At 64.1% G+C, this 14600-nt stretch carries 20 protein-coding genes; 14 read left to right on the top strand and 6 right to left on the bottom strand.

Annotation, left to right across the window (positions count from 1 at the left end; all coding sequences use genetic code 11):
* Positions 1 to 695 precede the first annotated feature (695 nt).
* From P9A17_RS11080 to P9A17_RS11070, 3 genes are all read right to left on the bottom strand, one after another.
* Positions 696 to 878 carry a hypothetical protein gene (locus tag P9A17_RS11080; protein ID WP_278038574.1) on the bottom strand — a complete coding sequence of 61 codons (183 nt, stop codon included), beginning with the start codon at positions 876 to 878 and terminating at the stop codon, positions 696 to 698.
* A 272-nt stretch (positions 879 to 1150) separates the two neighbouring features.
* Entirely contained in the window at positions 1151 to 1372 is a 222-nt protein-coding gene (locus P9A17_RS11075) for a hypothetical protein (RefSeq protein WP_278038573.1), read from the bottom strand.
* Between the two features lie 220 nt (positions 1373 to 1592).
* Positions 1593 to 2129 (bottom strand): hypothetical protein, encoded by a 537-nt coding sequence (locus P9A17_RS11070; protein ID WP_278038572.1) that lies wholly within the window; start codon positions 2127 to 2129, stop codon positions 1593 to 1595.
* 473 nt (positions 2130 to 2602) lie between these two features.
* On the opposite strand from P9A17_RS11070, the gene P9A17_RS11065 reads away from it, so the two are divergent.
* Entirely contained in the window at positions 2603 to 2797 is a 195-nt protein-coding gene (locus P9A17_RS11065) for a helix-turn-helix domain-containing protein (protein WP_278038571.1), read from the top strand.
* On the opposite strand, the gene P9A17_RS11060 is transcribed toward P9A17_RS11065, so the two are convergent.
* Entirely contained in the window at positions 2714 to 3946 is a 1233-nt protein-coding gene (locus tag P9A17_RS11060) for a site-specific integrase (protein ID WP_278038570.1), read from the bottom strand. The two genes, P9A17_RS11065 and P9A17_RS11060, sit on opposite strands and share 84 nt — an antisense overlap.
* A 317-nt stretch (positions 3947 to 4263) precedes the next feature.
* On the opposite strand from P9A17_RS11060, the gene P9A17_RS11055 reads away from it, so the two are divergent.
* The 3 genes from P9A17_RS11055 (at position 4264) to P9A17_RS11045 (ending at position 5551) form a co-directional block, all read left to right on the top strand.
* On the top strand, positions 4264 to 4557 hold the full coding sequence (locus tag P9A17_RS11055; protein ID WP_278038699.1) for a hypothetical protein: 294 nt from the start codon (positions 4264 to 4266) through the stop codon (positions 4555 to 4557).
* Between the two features lie 130 nt (positions 4558 to 4687).
* Positions 4688 to 4888, top strand: coding sequence for a hypothetical protein (locus P9A17_RS11050; protein WP_278038569.1), 201 nt, complete (start codon positions 4688 to 4690; stop codon positions 4886 to 4888).
* Between the two features lie 246 nt (positions 4889 to 5134).
* Complete coding sequence (locus tag P9A17_RS11045) at positions 5135 to 5551, top strand: hypothetical protein (protein ID WP_278038568.1); 417 nt, start codon at positions 5135 to 5137, stop codon at positions 5549 to 5551.
* 4 nt (positions 5552 to 5555) lie between these two features.
* On the opposite strand, the gene P9A17_RS11040 is transcribed toward P9A17_RS11045, so the two are convergent.
* The gene (locus P9A17_RS11040) at positions 5556 to 5885 is read right to left on the bottom strand and encodes a helix-turn-helix transcriptional regulator (protein WP_278038567.1); all 330 of its coding nucleotides are present in this window, start codon (positions 5883 to 5885) and stop codon (positions 5556 to 5558) included.
* A gap of 100 nt (positions 5886 to 5985) precedes the next feature.
* On the opposite strand from P9A17_RS11040, the gene P9A17_RS11035 reads away from it, so the two are divergent.
* From P9A17_RS11035 to P9A17_RS11005, 7 genes are read left to right on the top strand one after another with little or no spacing between them, the layout of a single operon-like run.
* Positions 5986 to 6465 carry a polyketide cyclase gene (locus P9A17_RS11035; RefSeq protein ID WP_278038566.1) on the top strand — a complete coding sequence of 160 codons (480 nt, stop codon included), beginning with the start codon at positions 5986 to 5988 and terminating at the stop codon, positions 6463 to 6465.
* 49 nt (positions 6466 to 6514) lie between these two features.
* Entirely contained in the window at positions 6515 to 7237 is a 723-nt protein-coding gene (locus P9A17_RS11030) for a Clp protease N-terminal domain-containing protein (protein WP_278038565.1), read from the top strand.
* Between the two features lie 35 nt (positions 7238 to 7272).
* The gene (locus P9A17_RS11025) at positions 7273 to 7755 is read left to right on the top strand and encodes a sigma-70 family RNA polymerase sigma factor (RefSeq protein WP_278038564.1); all 483 of its coding nucleotides are present in this window, start codon (positions 7273 to 7275) and stop codon (positions 7753 to 7755) included.
* Positions 7752 to 8348: a methylated-DNA--[protein]-cysteine S-methyltransferase gene (locus P9A17_RS11020; RefSeq protein ID WP_278038563.1), complete on the top strand. Its 597-nt coding sequence runs from the start codon at positions 7752 to 7754 to the stop codon at positions 8346 to 8348. Before P9A17_RS11025 ends, P9A17_RS11020 begins: the two co-directional genes overlap by 4 nt.
* A 36-nt stretch (positions 8349 to 8384) precedes the next feature.
* A complete protein-coding gene (locus P9A17_RS11015) occupies positions 8385 to 8810 on the top strand; it encodes a PPOX class F420-dependent oxidoreductase (RefSeq protein WP_278038562.1) in 426 nt (141 codons plus the stop codon).
* A gap of 48 nt (positions 8811 to 8858) precedes the next feature.
* A complete protein-coding gene (locus tag P9A17_RS11010) occupies positions 8859 to 9353 on the top strand; it encodes a hypothetical protein (RefSeq protein ID WP_278038697.1) in 495 nt (164 codons plus the stop codon).
* Positions 9338 to 9874 (top strand): GNAT family N-acetyltransferase, encoded by a 537-nt coding sequence (locus P9A17_RS11005; protein ID WP_278038561.1) that lies wholly within the window; start codon positions 9338 to 9340, stop codon positions 9872 to 9874. The genes P9A17_RS11010 and P9A17_RS11005 overlap by 16 nt, the downstream gene beginning before the upstream one ends.
* On the opposite strand, the gene zapE is transcribed toward P9A17_RS11005, so the two are convergent.
* Complete coding sequence (zapE, locus tag P9A17_RS11000) at positions 9850 to 10887, bottom strand: cell division protein ZapE (RefSeq protein ID WP_278038560.1); 1038 nt, start codon at positions 10885 to 10887, stop codon at positions 9850 to 9852. The two genes, P9A17_RS11005 and zapE, sit on opposite strands and share 25 nt — an antisense overlap.
* Positions 10888 to 10921: 34 nt before the next feature.
* Between zapE and P9A17_RS10995 the strand changes: the two genes are divergently transcribed.
* From P9A17_RS10995 to aftC, 3 genes are read left to right on the top strand one after another with little or no spacing between them, the layout of a single operon-like run.
* A complete protein-coding gene (locus P9A17_RS10995; protein ID WP_278038559.1) occupies positions 10922 to 11719 on the top strand; it encodes a pyrimidine reductase family protein in 798 nt (265 codons plus the stop codon).
* Positions 11720 to 11742: 23 nt separating this feature from the next.
* A complete protein-coding gene (locus P9A17_RS10990) occupies positions 11743 to 13290 on the top strand; it encodes an alpha/beta fold hydrolase (RefSeq protein WP_278038558.1) in 1548 nt (515 codons plus the stop codon).
* A 35-nt stretch (positions 13291 to 13325) separates the two neighbouring features.
* A complete protein-coding gene (aftC, locus tag P9A17_RS10985) occupies positions 13326 to 14591 on the top strand; it encodes an arabinofuranan 3-O-arabinosyltransferase (protein ID WP_278038557.1) in 1266 nt (421 codons plus the stop codon).
* Positions 14592 to 14600: the final 9 nt, after the last annotated feature.

Raw genomic sequence — 14600 nt, 5'->3', positions numbered from 1 at the left:
CTACACGGTCTATCGGTTTGTCCCTCCACACCGTGGAATGCTCGCCCGCCTCCTACGCGCCTAACCAGCCATCGAAAAAAGTAATCGTCTCTGCGCTGTCGCAAGGGTTGTCCGCTGCGATGAACGTTCACCCCTACCCCCTGGGGGTCTGGGTTTGCACTGATCAGAGGGTGTTTCGGGCGGAGCAGTCGCGATCTGTTGCTGATGTTCGGGGTCACGGATCGCCGGCTGTGGACCTGCGGTGATGCCATGCTGCTGCACGGATGGGTGAAGGTGCAGGTTCAGGCGGTTAGCTGTCGTCGGTTCCGCGCTGCTATGGCTGCGTAGACCTGGTCGCGTTCGGCGTCGGTGACGGTGTTTCCGCGTGCCCTGTTGTGGTGTCGGCAGTAGATCCGGCAGTTCAAGGGTTCTAGGGCTAGCTTGGGGTTCTCGCTGATGGGGATGATGTGGTCTAGCTCAAGGGGTTCCGTTGCGCCGCAGCCCGGATACTCGCAGAACGGTGACAGTGCCCGCAGTCGCTTCGATAGTGCGTCTAGTGCTCCGGGCCGGTGGCGTTTTCGCCGTGAGGGTGTCGGCGGATAGGTGCGTTTGATTCTGTGTTCGGGGCATCGGCTGTCAGGTGTCAGTTCGCCGCACACAAGGCAGGGCTTATTCAGTCCGAACGTCATGTCGGATTCACCCCCTTCGTCTTGTCTTCACTCTTCGCGCGGATACGTGGCAATAGCGTTTCGTAGTTCTTTCTCGAACTGCTTGACTGCGGCGCTCACGAATGCATCGTCATCGGCTGCTGACGTAGGAGCATCCCAATCGAACTCGGTCTTGTAGTGACTACCGAACTCATTGCGGGTGCGCATAAACCCGTTGATCTGTTGGCCCATCTGCTTTAGTCCCTACCTTCGGTTGGCTGTCTCATACGACCCTAGATCGTGGAAGACCTGATCCGCCTCAATAGTGGCGAGCTGTAGATCCTGAGCTGTAGTGCGTACACCTTCAAGCACGGTGTCATCAGCGACGGCGACGTTCAGAATCTCGCCTGAAGGGTTCAGGAATCTAAGCACCCTGTAGTCCCCATCGGTGGAGCGAATCAGGTGACCACCGACGCCTACAGCTAGCCATCCCGGCGCGTAGACAAACCCTGGGATTCCTTTGGTCATATCGTTTCCTCAAGTTTCTTGTTCAGTCGGTGACGCAGGATCAACGCCATATCGGTAGTTATGTTCACGACCCTGACGGGTTCGTTTGTGCCGCAGTCGAATACAAGGTCATACAGCGGGCCGCTGCCGACAACATTCACCGAGTGTGGTTGATACTTCTCCACCGACTGTTCAACGCGGGGACGTCGGGTTTCCACGCGCCAGGGTGTACGGGTCATGCTGGTGTCCTCTCTCGGCTCGCTCGGTGCAGGCGGTAAATGTCCAGTCCATCGGCGGTGACCCCGTAGCAGACGTGGTGGCTCAAATCCCCAGCGCAGGAACGGTGGTGAATCTGCCAGTCCCCATGCGCGGAGGTGTGGATGTAGCCCTGTCCGGGTGAGATTGGTTGCCCGCAGGCACCGCAGGTGTAGACGGTCATGTGGTGCTCCTTCGGAGGGCTCAGGATGAGAGAAGGTCTGTCAGTGTTCGGGTTCGCAGGTTGTCCATGTGTGGGGAGTGGGCGGCGCAACCCATCAGCCCTAGGGTTTGGCATCCCCAGCACGCTCGCTGACGCTCACAGTCGGCAAGGTTGAGGTTTTGTGCGATGTAGGTTTTTGAGCCGTCAGGCTCGTGTTTCATCGCGTACCAATGGTGACGTTGGGAAATACGTATTTCGTATTCGTCGGCACCTAGGTGGTAGATGCCGGGTTCGGGCGTCAGCCCGTTGTCTTTAGGCTTGGGATTAGAAAATGTGTTCAGTGTGCTTGAAAGCGTCATCTGAATATCTCCTCTCATCCTTGCCGTTTTTTCCGCGTGAGCGGTTAAGTTTCGCGGGTTTTGTTCGCCTGACGAGCTCCCGAAATCTGTTTCTTTTTCTTTTGAAAAGAACTCCCCGTTGCTTCTGCCGGGGACGCTTCCTTTCGCACCGATAACGCCTTCGGCTTTGAACGACTCGCTGACGCTCTCACCTGCGTTGCAGGTGGTTCGGATGTCCACCCGTTCCAGTTTGAAGCAATTACTTGCATGTCCTACTTTTTGGAACTAGAACGTCTTTAGGTCGAAATCTGGCCTAGAGGTCGCTCACAGTTTTTTGGACTGCTTAGGGTGAGTACGTTTATTAACGCGCCAATGCGCGGATCAGCCACCCGGTTATCCACCACGCCCGGTTATAGCGCCGAGCCCGCCCGCTGGGAAAGGATTTCCGTCTGTCATCCCGACGATGGCAATTACCCTTTATTTCCTAAGTATATTGTTTCAGGAATTTCCGAAAATCGAAGAACAATTGTCGAACATAACCTTAGAATATTGTTAAAAAATTGTGATCCTAGATCGGAATTGGTTGACCCCTCAGAGGCTAGGCAGGGCCACAGACACAATCGCAACCCGCCGACACACCCAAGCACGTCACTGATCAGCGCAAGACTTGTATCTCTACGGTTGACCGGTAACGCTCGCTAGTCTGCGGGCACATGGACACGACAACCCACGAACTACCACCCCACGTCTCAATCCAACAAGCCGCCACATGGCTAGACGTGGACCCCAAAACCATTCGCCGATACATCGCAGCCGGGACGATCTCAGCCAAGCGGATAGGACCGCGCCTGATTAGGGTGGAGCGTGACTCGCTTGCGGCCTTCGGCCGTCCCCTGAATCAGTTCTGACATTTTCGCCGCTATGAGGGCGTCTCTCCCCTGCGCTGCGTGCTGGTACCTCATCGCTGCGTGAGGCGTTGAATGACCGACACGGACCATAAGCTCAGCCAACGTCGCACCCATCTGCGCCGCCATCGTCGCCCCCGTATGCCGCAAATCGTGGAACCGAAGATCAGTTCGTTTCGCCGCCGAACGAGCCTTGTAGTAGTGCCTATACAACGTTGACGGCTGAAGATGACCGCCCGCCGTAGCCGGGAACAACAACGCATCATCACCAGCCGCCATGTATTCAGATTCCATGTGCGCCTTCAGCTTTGGCAGGATCGCTGCGGGCATCGCGACATCACGGATTCCGGCGTCAGACTTGGGTGGACCAACCTGAAAACCGCCTTTGACCCGCACTACAGCGCGCGTGATCGACACAACGCCATCTTGAAGGTTCACGTCACGGCGGCGCAGCTCGAATAACTCCCCCTCCCGCAGTGCGCACCACGCAGCCAAAAGAACCATCGGCTGAAAGCGTTCCGGCATCGCTTCCACAATGCTTGCCAGTTCATCCAGCGTCGCCGGTTTTGGTTTGATCTTTCGTTCCGTAGTGCCCGCCCCACGGATGAGGCACGGGTTGCTATCAATCAGTCCGTCCCGCGTTCTCGCAGTCTCCAGGATCGTGCGCAGCAGTCCGTACGCATGCGCTCTGGTGGTCGGAGCAGTCTTCGCGACTTTGTCGTGCCAGCGGTCAACAGACTCCATGCTGATATCCCGCATAGCCTTCTTACCGAACGTTGGATTGATGTGATCGCGCAAGAGCGTGCCGTAATGCTCCACCGTTCGCGGTCGCAAAGGCCGTCCCTTCACAGTGCGTTTCGTGACCCAACTCTTCGCGTAATCCTCAAAACGAACCTCTGCGGCTTTCTTCGTCCTCTTCTGTTCCTGGGTGGCTGGCGGGCTCCACAGCTCGCGATCAATCTCCCGGCGACGGTCAGTCAGCCATCCCTCAGCGTCAACCTTCGCGGCGAACGTTTCCGGGGCCTTATGCAATCTGTCGTCCGGGCCGACGTATGAAGCTTGATACCTGCCGGAAGGCTGGCATTTACGGATGCGCCCGAAGCTGCGCCGCTGCCGCGTCACTGAAACCCGCCCAGATTCGCGCCGTCGCATGCAATAAACATGCAATAAGGGTGTCTGAACGTGGTTATCTGTGTCCACATGTGTTCGATGATTTTCGGCGGCATAACAGCAGCTTATCACCGTATTTAAGCTCATCGACCGCGCTTGCGAGAGGTTGCTGACTACCTATTCAATCCCAGTATCGCGCACCATGATTCACGCACGCGAGGCCCGGTTTCGACCGGGCCTTCGTCGTTTCCGCACGACACGCACCAGGACAGTGCTTTGCGCTAAGTGAGGTCAACGGTCCTTACCTCACTTCAACGCGTCGCATCTCTTGATTTCGAACATATGATCGAACGATGGCGATGCAGGAGATCGGTCACGGAGGCCAGCCGCTGCGCGCCGTTTTTCGCCGCGTCCATCCACATCGCGCCGTGCTGATCGACCTCGTCGCCCTGTTTCCGCGGGAAGCCCATTGCGATGGCAAATACCACCCAAAGGGCTTGCAGATGGACACGACCGTCGAGGGTCAGTTGACGTGCTGGGCCTTGAGCGAGCAAGGCCGGTGGTGGGGACTGGTGACCTATCGGATCAAACACGGAACGGAAAAGGACCCTGTGACACATTGGGTTCCGGCGTCTGTCCTCAAACTGAAATAGCCGCAAATCGGCGAGCGGTCACAATGGTCATTTGAGGTTCGCCACACGTTCACCGCGTTGCCCCTGGAATCCGACCCGCCGCGCTAGAACACGGATTGACTGCACCCCTGATTACAGGCACGCTGAAACCGTGATCGCGTTGAGTGAACAGCAGATCATCGACCAACTGGCGCAGCGCCTGGCCGATGCACACACCACAGTTGAACCGGCTCAGGTCACCAAGGTGGTCCACGAGCAGTACGCGCGCTTCGAGGGGCGGCCCATCCGGGACTTCGTCCCGTTGTTCGTCGAACGCAGTGCCACCGCCGAGTTGAGCAAGTTCAGCGCTTGACCCTCGGCCGCAATCTTCGAAGCAGAGCCCTAAGTATCTATTAGGTCTTTCTCAGGTTCGGGTCCTAATTTCAAGGGTGTCCGCTTGAAAGAGCGACCCAAGTCAATCCCGATCGCTCGGCCCGCCACCAACCCCCCGGGTGGCGGGCCGAGATCGTTCTCGGGTCCGAAAGCTCCCGTCACCCCCGCCCCACCGGTTACTGTTCGCAGGACGCCGGTACGGTTTCCGACGACGTAGGGGTGGAACATGATCCGCAGAATGCTCGTGGCGGCCGCAGTAGGTGCGGCGCTGTTCGCAGCTCCCGTCGCGCACGCCCAACCCCCGATCTATTGGGACGACCCGGGCCACTACGACACCGACGTACCGGGTATGAACTACGACGCGCACCTGACTGGGCCGTGCACCAACATGGATCTCTTCACATTCGGCCGCGGCCCCGGTGGCGAGGCGCTGCAGTGTCGCTGGATCCCGAACCAGTGGCCGCCCATCTACACCGGGTTCTGGCAGACCAGCTACGAGTTGGTGGGTGTCCGCGATATCGGCAGCACCTGCCCGAAACCGCAGTCGGCCGCGCAGGCGCCCGATGGCCGCCCGCTGGTGTGCATGGGTGAACAGGGCTGGCAGGCCGGGAAGTTCAACGGGGTCGGATTCACACCGATGTGACGCGCTACGAACTCCGTAGTGTCCGGCTGGGCTCTGTCCCGAACACCTCTTTATAGGCGCTGCTGAAACGGCCGGGATGGCTGAACCCGCATCGTCCCGCGATCGACGTGACGGTATCGAATGCTGGGTCCGCCGACTGCAGCTCGCGATGTGCGCGCTCCAGCCGGATACGTCGCAGATATTCGAGCGGCGTCGTCTCCAGATGTTCGCGGAACGCATACTGAATCGCCCGCGGTGTCACGTCGGCAGCCGCCGAGATGTCCCGAATAGTGATGTCGTACTGGGCGTTCTCGTGGATGAAGTCCAACGCTCGCCGCAGCATACGGGGCTGCATCGTGGATTTTTCGTTCGGCCTCATCGAACTCTGGATGCCCAGACTTACCCGCAAACGAAACACCTGAGTGATTCATGCCACTGCATGACACGATCGACCCATGACCGACCGCATCGAAGTGCCCCGCACGATCGCCGCCCGAGCCGCCGACATCTTCGCCGTCCTGTGCGACCCGCAAGGCCACGTCGCCATCGACGCCACCGGAATGTTGCAGGACGCCGACGGCGACCCCGCCGCAGCGGTCGGCGATACGTTCGTCATCCACATGGACCGCGAGGCCCTCAACGACTTTCCCGAGTTGGGGCGCTACGACGTGACCGTGCAGATCACCGAGTTCGAGCAGGACAAGCTCATCGCGTGGACGATTCTGGGTCAGATCCGCCCGCAGATCGGGCACGTATACGGCTACCGGCTCGAACCCGGCGACGAGGGCACCGTCGTGACGTCGTTCTACGACTGGTCCGACATCGACCAGCACTGGCGCGACGCCAACATCTTTCCTGTTGTCTCCGAGTTGGCCCTGCGCGGGACGCTGGGGATCCTGGACCGCACCGTGCGGCGGGGATACCCCCGCGGCTGATCGTCAACTGGCGGTTGACGTCGCTCATGCGTCAACTTATGGTTGACGCATGAGCGACGCCTCGAAGATCAGCTACCCCGTCCGCCTCGACGACCTCATCGAGGTCATCAAACGCGTCCACGACCAGCCGCTCGACCAACTGACCGACGCCGTCCTGGCGGCCGAGTCGCTCGACGAGGTGGCCGATCACCTCATCGGCCACTTCGTCGACCAGGCGCGCCGCTCCGGCGCGTCCTGGACCGAAATCGGCAAATGCATGGGTGTCACGAAGCAGGCCGCTCAGAAACGGTTCGTTCCGAGGGCGCCGGCCGATACCGCCGCGCTGGACCCCAACGCCGGATTCAGCCGCTACACAGAGCGTGCCCGCAACGTCATCGTTCAGGCGCAGAACAAGGCGCACGCCGCGGGCAATGCCGAGATCCTGCCCGCGCACCTGATTCTCGGACTGTTCCACGACCCCACCGGGCTGGCCGCGAAACTGGTTGCGGACCAGGGAATCGATATCTCGGTGGTCGGCGACCACGTCACGCTGCCGCCGCGCGTCGAGGGTGTGCCAGCACTGATCCCGTTCGACAGTCGCGCCAAGAAAGCTCTGGAACTGACGTTTCGGCAGGCACTTCGGTTGGGCCACAACTACGTTGGCACCGAGCACATCCTGCTCGCGCTGTACGAAGAAGAGGACGACGACGGCGTGCTGCACGGCCTCGGCATCGACTGGGAGCGCTTCGAGCGGGAGCTGGTGGCAGCGCTGGAGGCGTTCACGAAGAATTGATCTCACATCCGGATGTCCGCGGACGTCTTCATGATGTGAAGGTGCGACCGTTCGAAGAGGTAGTGGCCCACTACGGCGCGACGGTGCTGCGGGTCTGCCGCGCGGTCGTCGGACCCGACGACGCCGAGGACGCGTGGTCCGAGACGTTCCTGTCGGCGCTGAAGGCCTACCCCGAGTTGCCGGCGGACGCCAACGTCGAAGCGTGGCTTGTGACGATCGCCCATCGGCGCGCCCTCGACGTCGGACGAGCTACCTCGCGGCGCGCGATCCCCACCGCTGCGCTCCCCGATCAGGCCGACCGCCGCGCCGACCCGCAAGCGCGGGATCCGGATCTGTGGGCGGCGTTGCAACGCCTTCCCGTCAAGCAGCGGCACGCCGTGGCCTACCACCACATCGCCGGGCTGCCCTTCACCGAGATAGCCGCGATTCTCGGTAACTCACCCGATGCTGCGCGCCGCGCCGCTGCCGACGGCATCAAGAACCTTCGCACGCACTACAGCAAGGACGAAACATCATGATCGACATCGCTTTTCACGCGCCAGTACCCGACGAGAGCGACACCCTGCAACGCTTGCACGACCGGCTCGCCGCGGCCGCCGAGCCGGCAGGACTTCTCGACGTCGCCTACCGCACGATCGACAGCCCCGTCGGAGCGCTGCTGCTGGTAGCCACCCCCGCGGGCCTCGTCCGGGTGGCCTTCGACATCGAGGGCCACGACACCGTGCTGGACCGGCTCGCGGCCGCCCTCAGCCCCCGCATCCTGCACGCACCGTCGCGGCTCGACGACGTTGCCCGCCAGATCGACGAATATTTCACCAAGCGCCGCACAAGGTTTGATGTCACCGTCGACCTGAGCCTCGCCGAGGGCTTCCGGCGCAGCGTCGTCGAGCACCTGCGAGACATCGGCTACGGACAGCGGGAAAGCTACGCACAGGTCGCGGCCGCCGTCGGCAGCCCCCGCGCTGTGCGGGCCGTCGGCACCGCCTGCGCGCACAATCCGTTGCCTGTCGTCATCCCCTGCCACCGTGTCGTCCGCTCGGACGGGACCACCGGCCAATACGTGGGCGGGCCGACCGCCAAGACCACCCTGCTCGCGTTGGAGGCCGCGTGAGGGAATGAAACCGCGTGCGCAGCCGTAGAACCTGCCATGAAGCTCAACGAGGCCGCCCGGGAACTCATCGGCAGGGGCGCCGACGCCACGCTCGTCACACTGAACGCCGACGGCAGCCCGCAAGTGTCCGTCGTGTGGGTGGCGTTGCAGTCGACGCCCGACGGCGACGAGCTCGTCGCCGCGCACCTCTCCGAACATCAGAAGGTGCGTAACGTGCGCCGCGACCCGCGGGTCGCGCTCACCATCGTCTCGCCGGAAGGCCCTGGCGCGGTGATGCGCTCGTACCTCGCGATCCAGGGCACGGCACGCATCGTCGAAGGCGGCGCACCCGAGGTGCTCGCCGAGCTCGCGCAGACGCTAGCCGCGCCCGATGCCGGGTTCCCGCCGCCGAACGCACCCGCCGGATACCTCACCCGGATCCGCATCGACAAGGTCGGCGGCGTCGGGCCCTGGCAGCCCTGACAGCCAAGACCATCCAGCCACCCCCGGAGGTGTGCGATCATGCCAAGCATGCGTCGCTGGCTCGCACTTCTGACCGCAACACTGGCAACCCTCGCCGGAGTCACCGCGGCCCCGGCCACGGCGGCCGACATTCCCATCGGCAGGCTCGGCGACACCCTGCGGGTCGAGTTCAAAGGCCTCGTCGCCGACGTGTCGGTCAACAACATCGTGCCGTCGCCCCCACCACCGGGGTTCGGGTATCCGCCGCGAGCGCCGCGCTACCAGGTGTTTCGCGCCGACGTGACCATCACACCGGTCAAGACGCCCACCCCCTACGCGATGGCCATCACCTTCCAATTCCGCGGTGTCACACCGACCGCCGACGCCTACGAACCCCGCAACAGCGACTCCCCCGATGCGCTGCAGCGCATGATGCAGACCGCGGTGCCCGGCCAGACGTTCACCGGTGGCGTCTGGTGGGACTGCTACCGCGACCTCGTCTCCAACGTCGTGCTCCTCGACAAGATCACCGGACTCCGCCTGGCCCAATGGAACGTGGCCTGAGAGTCGTCCCGGCCAGCCCGCCACAGATCGCCGAACTCGCCGAAGTCGCAGCGCTCACCTTCCCGCTGGCCTGCCCACCGTCGGTCGGTCCCGCCGACATCGCAGCATTCATCGACGAAAACCTCTCCCCCGCGCGGTTCGACGACTACCTCGCTGACCCCGACCGCGCCGTCCTCACCGCCGTCGACGACACCCGAATCCTCGGCTACGCCATCATGATTCGCGGAGTCCCCGACGATCCCGACGTCGAAGGAGCCGTCACCGTGCGGCCCACCGTCGAGCTGTCGAAAATGTACGTACTGCCCGATTCACACGGCTCCGCCGTATCCGCGGCGCTGATGGCCGCGGCACTCGACCACGCGAGAACACTCGGCGCGGCGTCCGTGTGGCTCGGAGTCAACCAGCGCAACGTGCGCGCACAGCGCTTCTACGCCAAACACGGCTTCACCGTCGCCGGCACCAAGACGTTCCGCCTCGGCGGACACTGGGAGCAGGACTACGTGATGGTGCGCCCGGCCTGACCCGCCGCCGTCAGCGCCAACAGACGCGACGTCGCCCGCAGATACTTCTTGCGGAACCCGCCGGCCAGCATCTCCTCGCTGAACACGGTGTCGAGCTTGGCTCCCGACGCCACCACCGGGATGCCCGCGTCGTACAGCCGGTCGGTCAGCGACACCAGCCGCAGTGCGACGTTCTGGTCGTCGAGCGGGTGTACGCCGGTGATGAACACGTGCGTCACCCCCTCGATCAACGTCAGATAGCGCGACGGATGCATCTTCCCCAGATGCGCGCACAACGCGTCGAAGTCGTCGAGCGTCGCGCCGCTGACCTCCCCCGCCCAGCCGGTCACCTCGGCGTCGCTCGGCGGTGTCGGCGCGGGCGGCAGATCGCGCTGCCGATAGTCAGGACCCTCGATGCGCACTGTCGTGAACATCGCTGCCAGCGTGTTGATCTCGCGCAGAAAGTCCTGGGCCGCGAAACGCCCCTCACCCAGCTGCTCGGGCAGCGTATTCGACGTCGCCGCCACCGACACCCCGCGCTCCACGAGCGCCGACAGCAGCCGCGAGATCAGCGTGGTGTTGCCGGGATCGTCGAGCTCGAACTCGTCGATGCACACCAGCACGTACTCCGACAGCAGCTCGATGCACTCCAGGAACCCGAACACCCCGGCCAGCTGAGTCAGCTCGCCGAACGTCGCGAACGCTTTCGGTCCGGGTACCGCGTAATACGACGACGCCAACAGGTGAGTCTTGCCGACACCGAAGCCGCCGTCGAGATACACGCCCACGCCGGGCAGCACCTCGCGCTTGCCGAACATCTTCTTCTTACCCGCCCGGCGCGCCACCGCCTGCTCGGTGAACGTGCGGCACGTCTCCACGGCCGCCGCCTGCGACGGCTCCCCCGGATCCGGCCGGTAGGAGTGGAAGCTGACATCGGCAAACGTGGGCGGCGGGATCAGCTGAGCGATCAGTCGTTCCGGCGTGACCGTGGGATGCCGATCGACGAGGTGCTCGACATCGCTGGACCCGTGCATGCAGGCACCATAGCGGCGTGTTGTGATTTCCCGTATGTCCGGAGACGGTGACGGGACGCAGTTCACACTCTTGGGTCGAACCGGCCAGGTCGGGGCGCAGGCCCTCGCAGAGCACTACGACTACCCCGAAGGCCTGCAGACTTGCTGGGTCCGCGGCAACATGATCGCCTCCGTCGACGGCGGCGCGACGAGCAGCGGAAAATCCGGCGAACTCGGGGCAGAGGGCGACCGCGCGGTCTTCGACGCCCTGCGCGAGCTCGCCGACGTGGTCGTCGTCGGGGCCTCCACCGCGCGGGTCGAGAATTACTCCGGCGTCCAATTCGGCGCCGCCGAGCGCATGGCCCGACAGCGCCGCGGCCAGGCCGAGGTCCCGCCGATCGCCGTCCTCACCCGCTCCGGCCACATCGACAACGACGCCAAACTCTTCCACCGCACCGAGGTTGCCCCGCTGATCCTGACGTCCGCCGACGCGGCCGACGACACCCGGCACCGCCTGGGCTCGCTGGCCGAGGTGCTCGCCGCATCCGGATCGCAATCCGACTCCGTGGACCTCCACGTGGCGCTCGACCTCCTCGCCGAACGCGGCCTTCTGCGCGTCCTCACCGAAGGCGGACCCGGAATCCTCGGCATGTTCACCGCGGCCGATGTGCTCGACGAGCTCTGCATGACCGTGGCGCCCGTCCTGCTCGGCGGAGAACCCGGCCGCATCGTCACCGGGTCCGGCGAAGTCCACCACGGCCTGCAACTGCGCCACGCCCTCACCGACGACCAGGGCTATCTCTACCTGCGCTACATCCGCGACCGTGCGGCGCGCGGCGCCACGACCCCGTGAAGCCCATCAGTACTGTGGTGCCCATGCGTCGAGTGGTCCTGGCTGTCGTGCTGTCGCTGGTACTGGCGGCTTGCTCACCCGGATTGGCCGCCAACCCGCGCTACGCCACCGACTCCGGGGCCGGCCCCCAGGGCGCCCCGCAGTCCTCCGACCAGCCCCCCGGCCCGCCCGCCATCGAAGCCCCGAAGAACGACCTCTCGTGGCGCGACTGCACATCACGGGTGTTCGCCTCGGCCTCGGTCCAGGCGCTGCCCGGCGTCAAGCTCGACTGCGCCAGCTACGACGCCGACCTCGACCCCATCAACGGCGCCACCGGCACCGTCAGCATCGGCGTGGTCCGCGCGACGTCCGTCCAGACCCCCGCCGACGCCGGTCCGCTCGTCATGACCACCGGATCGGACCTGCCGTCATCGGTGCAGCTGCCCGTGTGGCTGTCCCGCGCCGGCGCCGACGTGCTCAAGACCAACCCGATCGTGTCGGTGGACCGCCGCGGCATCGGCATGTCAGGCGCGCTGGACTGCCGCGACCTGTTCGACCGGCAGGAAATGTTCGAACAAGCACAGTTCCAGTCCGGCGACGACCCCGTCGCCAACCTCGGCGCGGTCACCATGACAGCCACCACCAGCTGCACCGACACCATCGCCCCCGGCGACTCGGCCTACGACAACGCCCACGCCGCCGAAGACATCGAACGGCTGCGCACCACCTGGGACGTCCCCGCGCTGGCCATCCTCGGCGTCGGAAACGGCGCCCAGATCGCGCTCGCCTACGCCGGATCGCACCCCAACAAGGTGGCGCGCCTGGTGCTCGATTCGCCGCTGCCGCTGGCAGTCTCCGCCGAAGCCGCCACCGAGCAGCGCGTCAAAGGCGAGCAGGCCGCCCTCGACGCGTGGGCCACCCAGTGCCTGGCCACCAACTGCCCCCTCGGCACCGACCCGAAGGGCGCCGTCGACGCCCTGTTCGCCGCCGCCCGCGACGGCCGCGGACCGGGCGGCGCATCCGTCTCGGCCATCGCCGACGCCATCTCCACCGCGCTGGGATTCCCCCGCGGCGGACGCGTCGACTCCGGCAACGAGCTGGCCCTGGCCATCGCCGACGCCCGCACCGGCAGCACCAACCGGCTCAACAACCTCATCAACCAGGCCGAGACGCTGCGCCAAACCGACGGCCAATTCGTCAACACCTGCAGCGACGCCCTGAACCGGCCCACCCCCGACAGGGTCCGCGAACTCGTCGTCGCCTGGGGCAAGATGTACCCGCAGTTCGGCACCGTCGGCGCCCTCGACATGGTCAAGTGCCTCAACTGGCCCAGCGGCACCGCCCCGAAAGAGCCCGCCGAACTGAAGATCCCGACGCTGCTGCTCGGTGTCGCCAACGACCCGATCGTCGGCAACGAAGGCGTGGCCGCCGTCGCCGCCACCGCCATCAACGCGGGCTCGTCGAACCGGCGAGTGATGTGGCAGGGCATCGGGCACGGCGCGGTCATCTACTCGTCCTGCGCGCTGCCCCCGGTCATCGATTACCTGGCCTCCGGCGAGCTGCCGTCCACCGACACGTACTGCCCGGCCTGACAGTATTTCTGGACCCCTGAGGTACGGTGCGGGGCGTGCGCGATCTTGTACTGACCGCCTTCCGGCCTCGCACGTCACCTCCCACCGCAGCTCAAGTGCTGCGCTCGGTGCTGTGGCCGCTGGCCATCATGGCGGTCATTCACCGCAGCTATGTGCTCGTCTTCAACCGCTACATCACCGACGACTTCGCGCCCGTCTACCGCGCCGTCATCAACTTCAAGTTCGGCTGGGACATCTACAACGAGCACTTCAACTACGTCGACCCGCACTACCTGTATCCGCCGGGCGGCACGCTGATCATCGCTCCGTTCGGCTACCTCCCCGAGGTCGCGTCGCGGAACTGGTTCATCTTCTTCAACTCGCTGGCCATCATCCTCGCCGGCTATTTTCTGCTGCGGCTGTTCAACTACACGCTCTCCTCCGTCGCCGCACCCGCCCTGCTGCTGGCGATGTTCAGCACCGAGAGCGTCACCAACACACTGGTTTTCGGCAACATCAACGGCGTCATCCTGCTGCTCGAAGTGTTGTTCCTGCGCTGGCTGCTGGACGGAAACCGCAACCACGAATGGTGGGCGGGCGTCAGCATCGGGCTGACACTCGTGGTCAAACCGCTGCTGGCCCCGCTGCTGCTGCTGCCGCTGCTGAACCGGCAGTGGCGCTGCCTGGTGACGGCGTTCCTGGTGCCGGTCGCATTCAACGCCGCCGCCTGGCCGCTGATCAGCGACCCGATGAACTTCGTCACCCGCACGGTGCCCTACATCTTCTCCACCCGCGACTACTTCAACAGCTCGGTGCTCGGCAACGGCCTGTACTACGGGCTGCCGATGTGGCTGATCCTGTTCCTGCGCTTCGCCTTCGTGGTCCTCGGGGTGATCGCGCTGTGGCTGCTGTACCGGTACTACCGCACCCGCGACCCGTTCTTCTGGATGCTGACGTCCTCCGGAGTCGTGCTCACGACATCCTGGCTGGCGCTGTCGCTGGGACAGGGTTACTACTCGATCGTGCTGTTCCCGTTCCTGATGACGGTCGTGCTGCCCAACTCGGTGATCCGCAGCTGGGTGGCTTGGCTGGCCGCCTACGGGTTCCTGACGATGGACAAATGGCTGCTGTGGCAGATCCCTTCGACCGGCCGGGCCCTGGAGTACCTGAGGATCACCTACGGCTGGTCGCTGCTGATCATCGTGATCTTCTCCGTACTCCTGTTCCGTTACCTCGACGCGAAGCAGGACGGCCGCCTCGACGAGGGCATCGATCCGCCGTGGATGAAGGAGCTCACGCCCACCGCGAGGCAGGCCGAGTAGCCTGACACC

Source organism: Mycobacterium sp. 236(2023) (assembly GCF_029623955.1).
Classification (GTDB): Bacteria; Actinomycetota; Actinomycetes; order Mycobacteriales; family Mycobacteriaceae; genus Mycobacterium.
Note: the sequence above shows the minus strand (reverse complement) of the source record. Positions and strands in the feature narration are given on the sequence as shown.

Bases quoted from the DNA above. Each gene is read 5' to 3' on its own strand.
- P9A17_RS11080 (WP_278038574.1), bottom strand. From the start codon at position 878: ATGGGCCAACAGATCAACGGGTTTATGCGCACCCGCAATGAGTTCGGT.
- P9A17_RS11075 (WP_278038573.1), bottom strand. From the start codon at position 1,372: ATGACCCGTACACCCTGGCGCGTGGAAACCCGACGTCCCCGCGTTGAA.
- P9A17_RS11065 (WP_278038571.1), top strand. From the start codon at position 2,603: ATGGACACGACAACCCACGAACTACCACCCCACGTCTCAATCCAACAA.
- P9A17_RS11060 (WP_278038570.1), bottom strand. From the start codon at position 3,946: ATGCGACGGCGCGAATCTGGGCGGGTTTCAGTGACGCGGCAGCGGCGC.
- P9A17_RS11055 (WP_278038699.1), top strand. From the start codon at position 4,264: ATGCAGGAGATCGGTCACGGAGGCCAGCCGCTGCGCGCCGTTTTTCGC.
- P9A17_RS11045 (WP_278038568.1), top strand. From the start codon at position 5,135: ATGATCCGCAGAATGCTCGTGGCGGCCGCAGTAGGTGCGGCGCTGTTC.
- P9A17_RS11040 (WP_278038567.1), bottom strand. From the start codon at position 5,885: ATGCAGCCCCGTATGCTGCGGCGAGCGTTGGACTTCATCCACGAGAAC.
- P9A17_RS11035 (WP_278038566.1), top strand. From the start codon at position 5,986: ATGACCGACCGCATCGAAGTGCCCCGCACGATCGCCGCCCGAGCCGCC.
- P9A17_RS11030 (WP_278038565.1), top strand. From the start codon at position 6,515: ATGAGCGACGCCTCGAAGATCAGCTACCCCGTCCGCCTCGACGACCTC.
- P9A17_RS11020 (WP_278038563.1), top strand. From the start codon at position 7,752: ATGATCGACATCGCTTTTCACGCGCCAGTACCCGACGAGAGCGACACC.
- P9A17_RS11015 (WP_278038562.1), top strand. From the start codon at position 8,385: ATGAAGCTCAACGAGGCCGCCCGGGAACTCATCGGCAGGGGCGCCGAC.
- P9A17_RS11010 (WP_278038697.1), top strand. From the start codon at position 8,859: ATGCGTCGCTGGCTCGCACTTCTGACCGCAACACTGGCAACCCTCGCC.
- P9A17_RS11005 (WP_278038561.1), top strand. From the start codon at position 9,338: ATGGAACGTGGCCTGAGAGTCGTCCCGGCCAGCCCGCCACAGATCGCC.
- zapE (WP_278038560.1), bottom strand. From the start codon at position 10,887: ATGCACGGGTCCAGCGATGTCGAGCACCTCGTCGATCGGCATCCCACG.
- P9A17_RS10995 (WP_278038559.1), top strand. From the start codon at position 10,922: ATGTCCGGAGACGGTGACGGGACGCAGTTCACACTCTTGGGTCGAACC.
- P9A17_RS10990 (WP_278038558.1), top strand. From the start codon at position 11,743: ATGCGTCGAGTGGTCCTGGCTGTCGTGCTGTCGCTGGTACTGGCGGCT.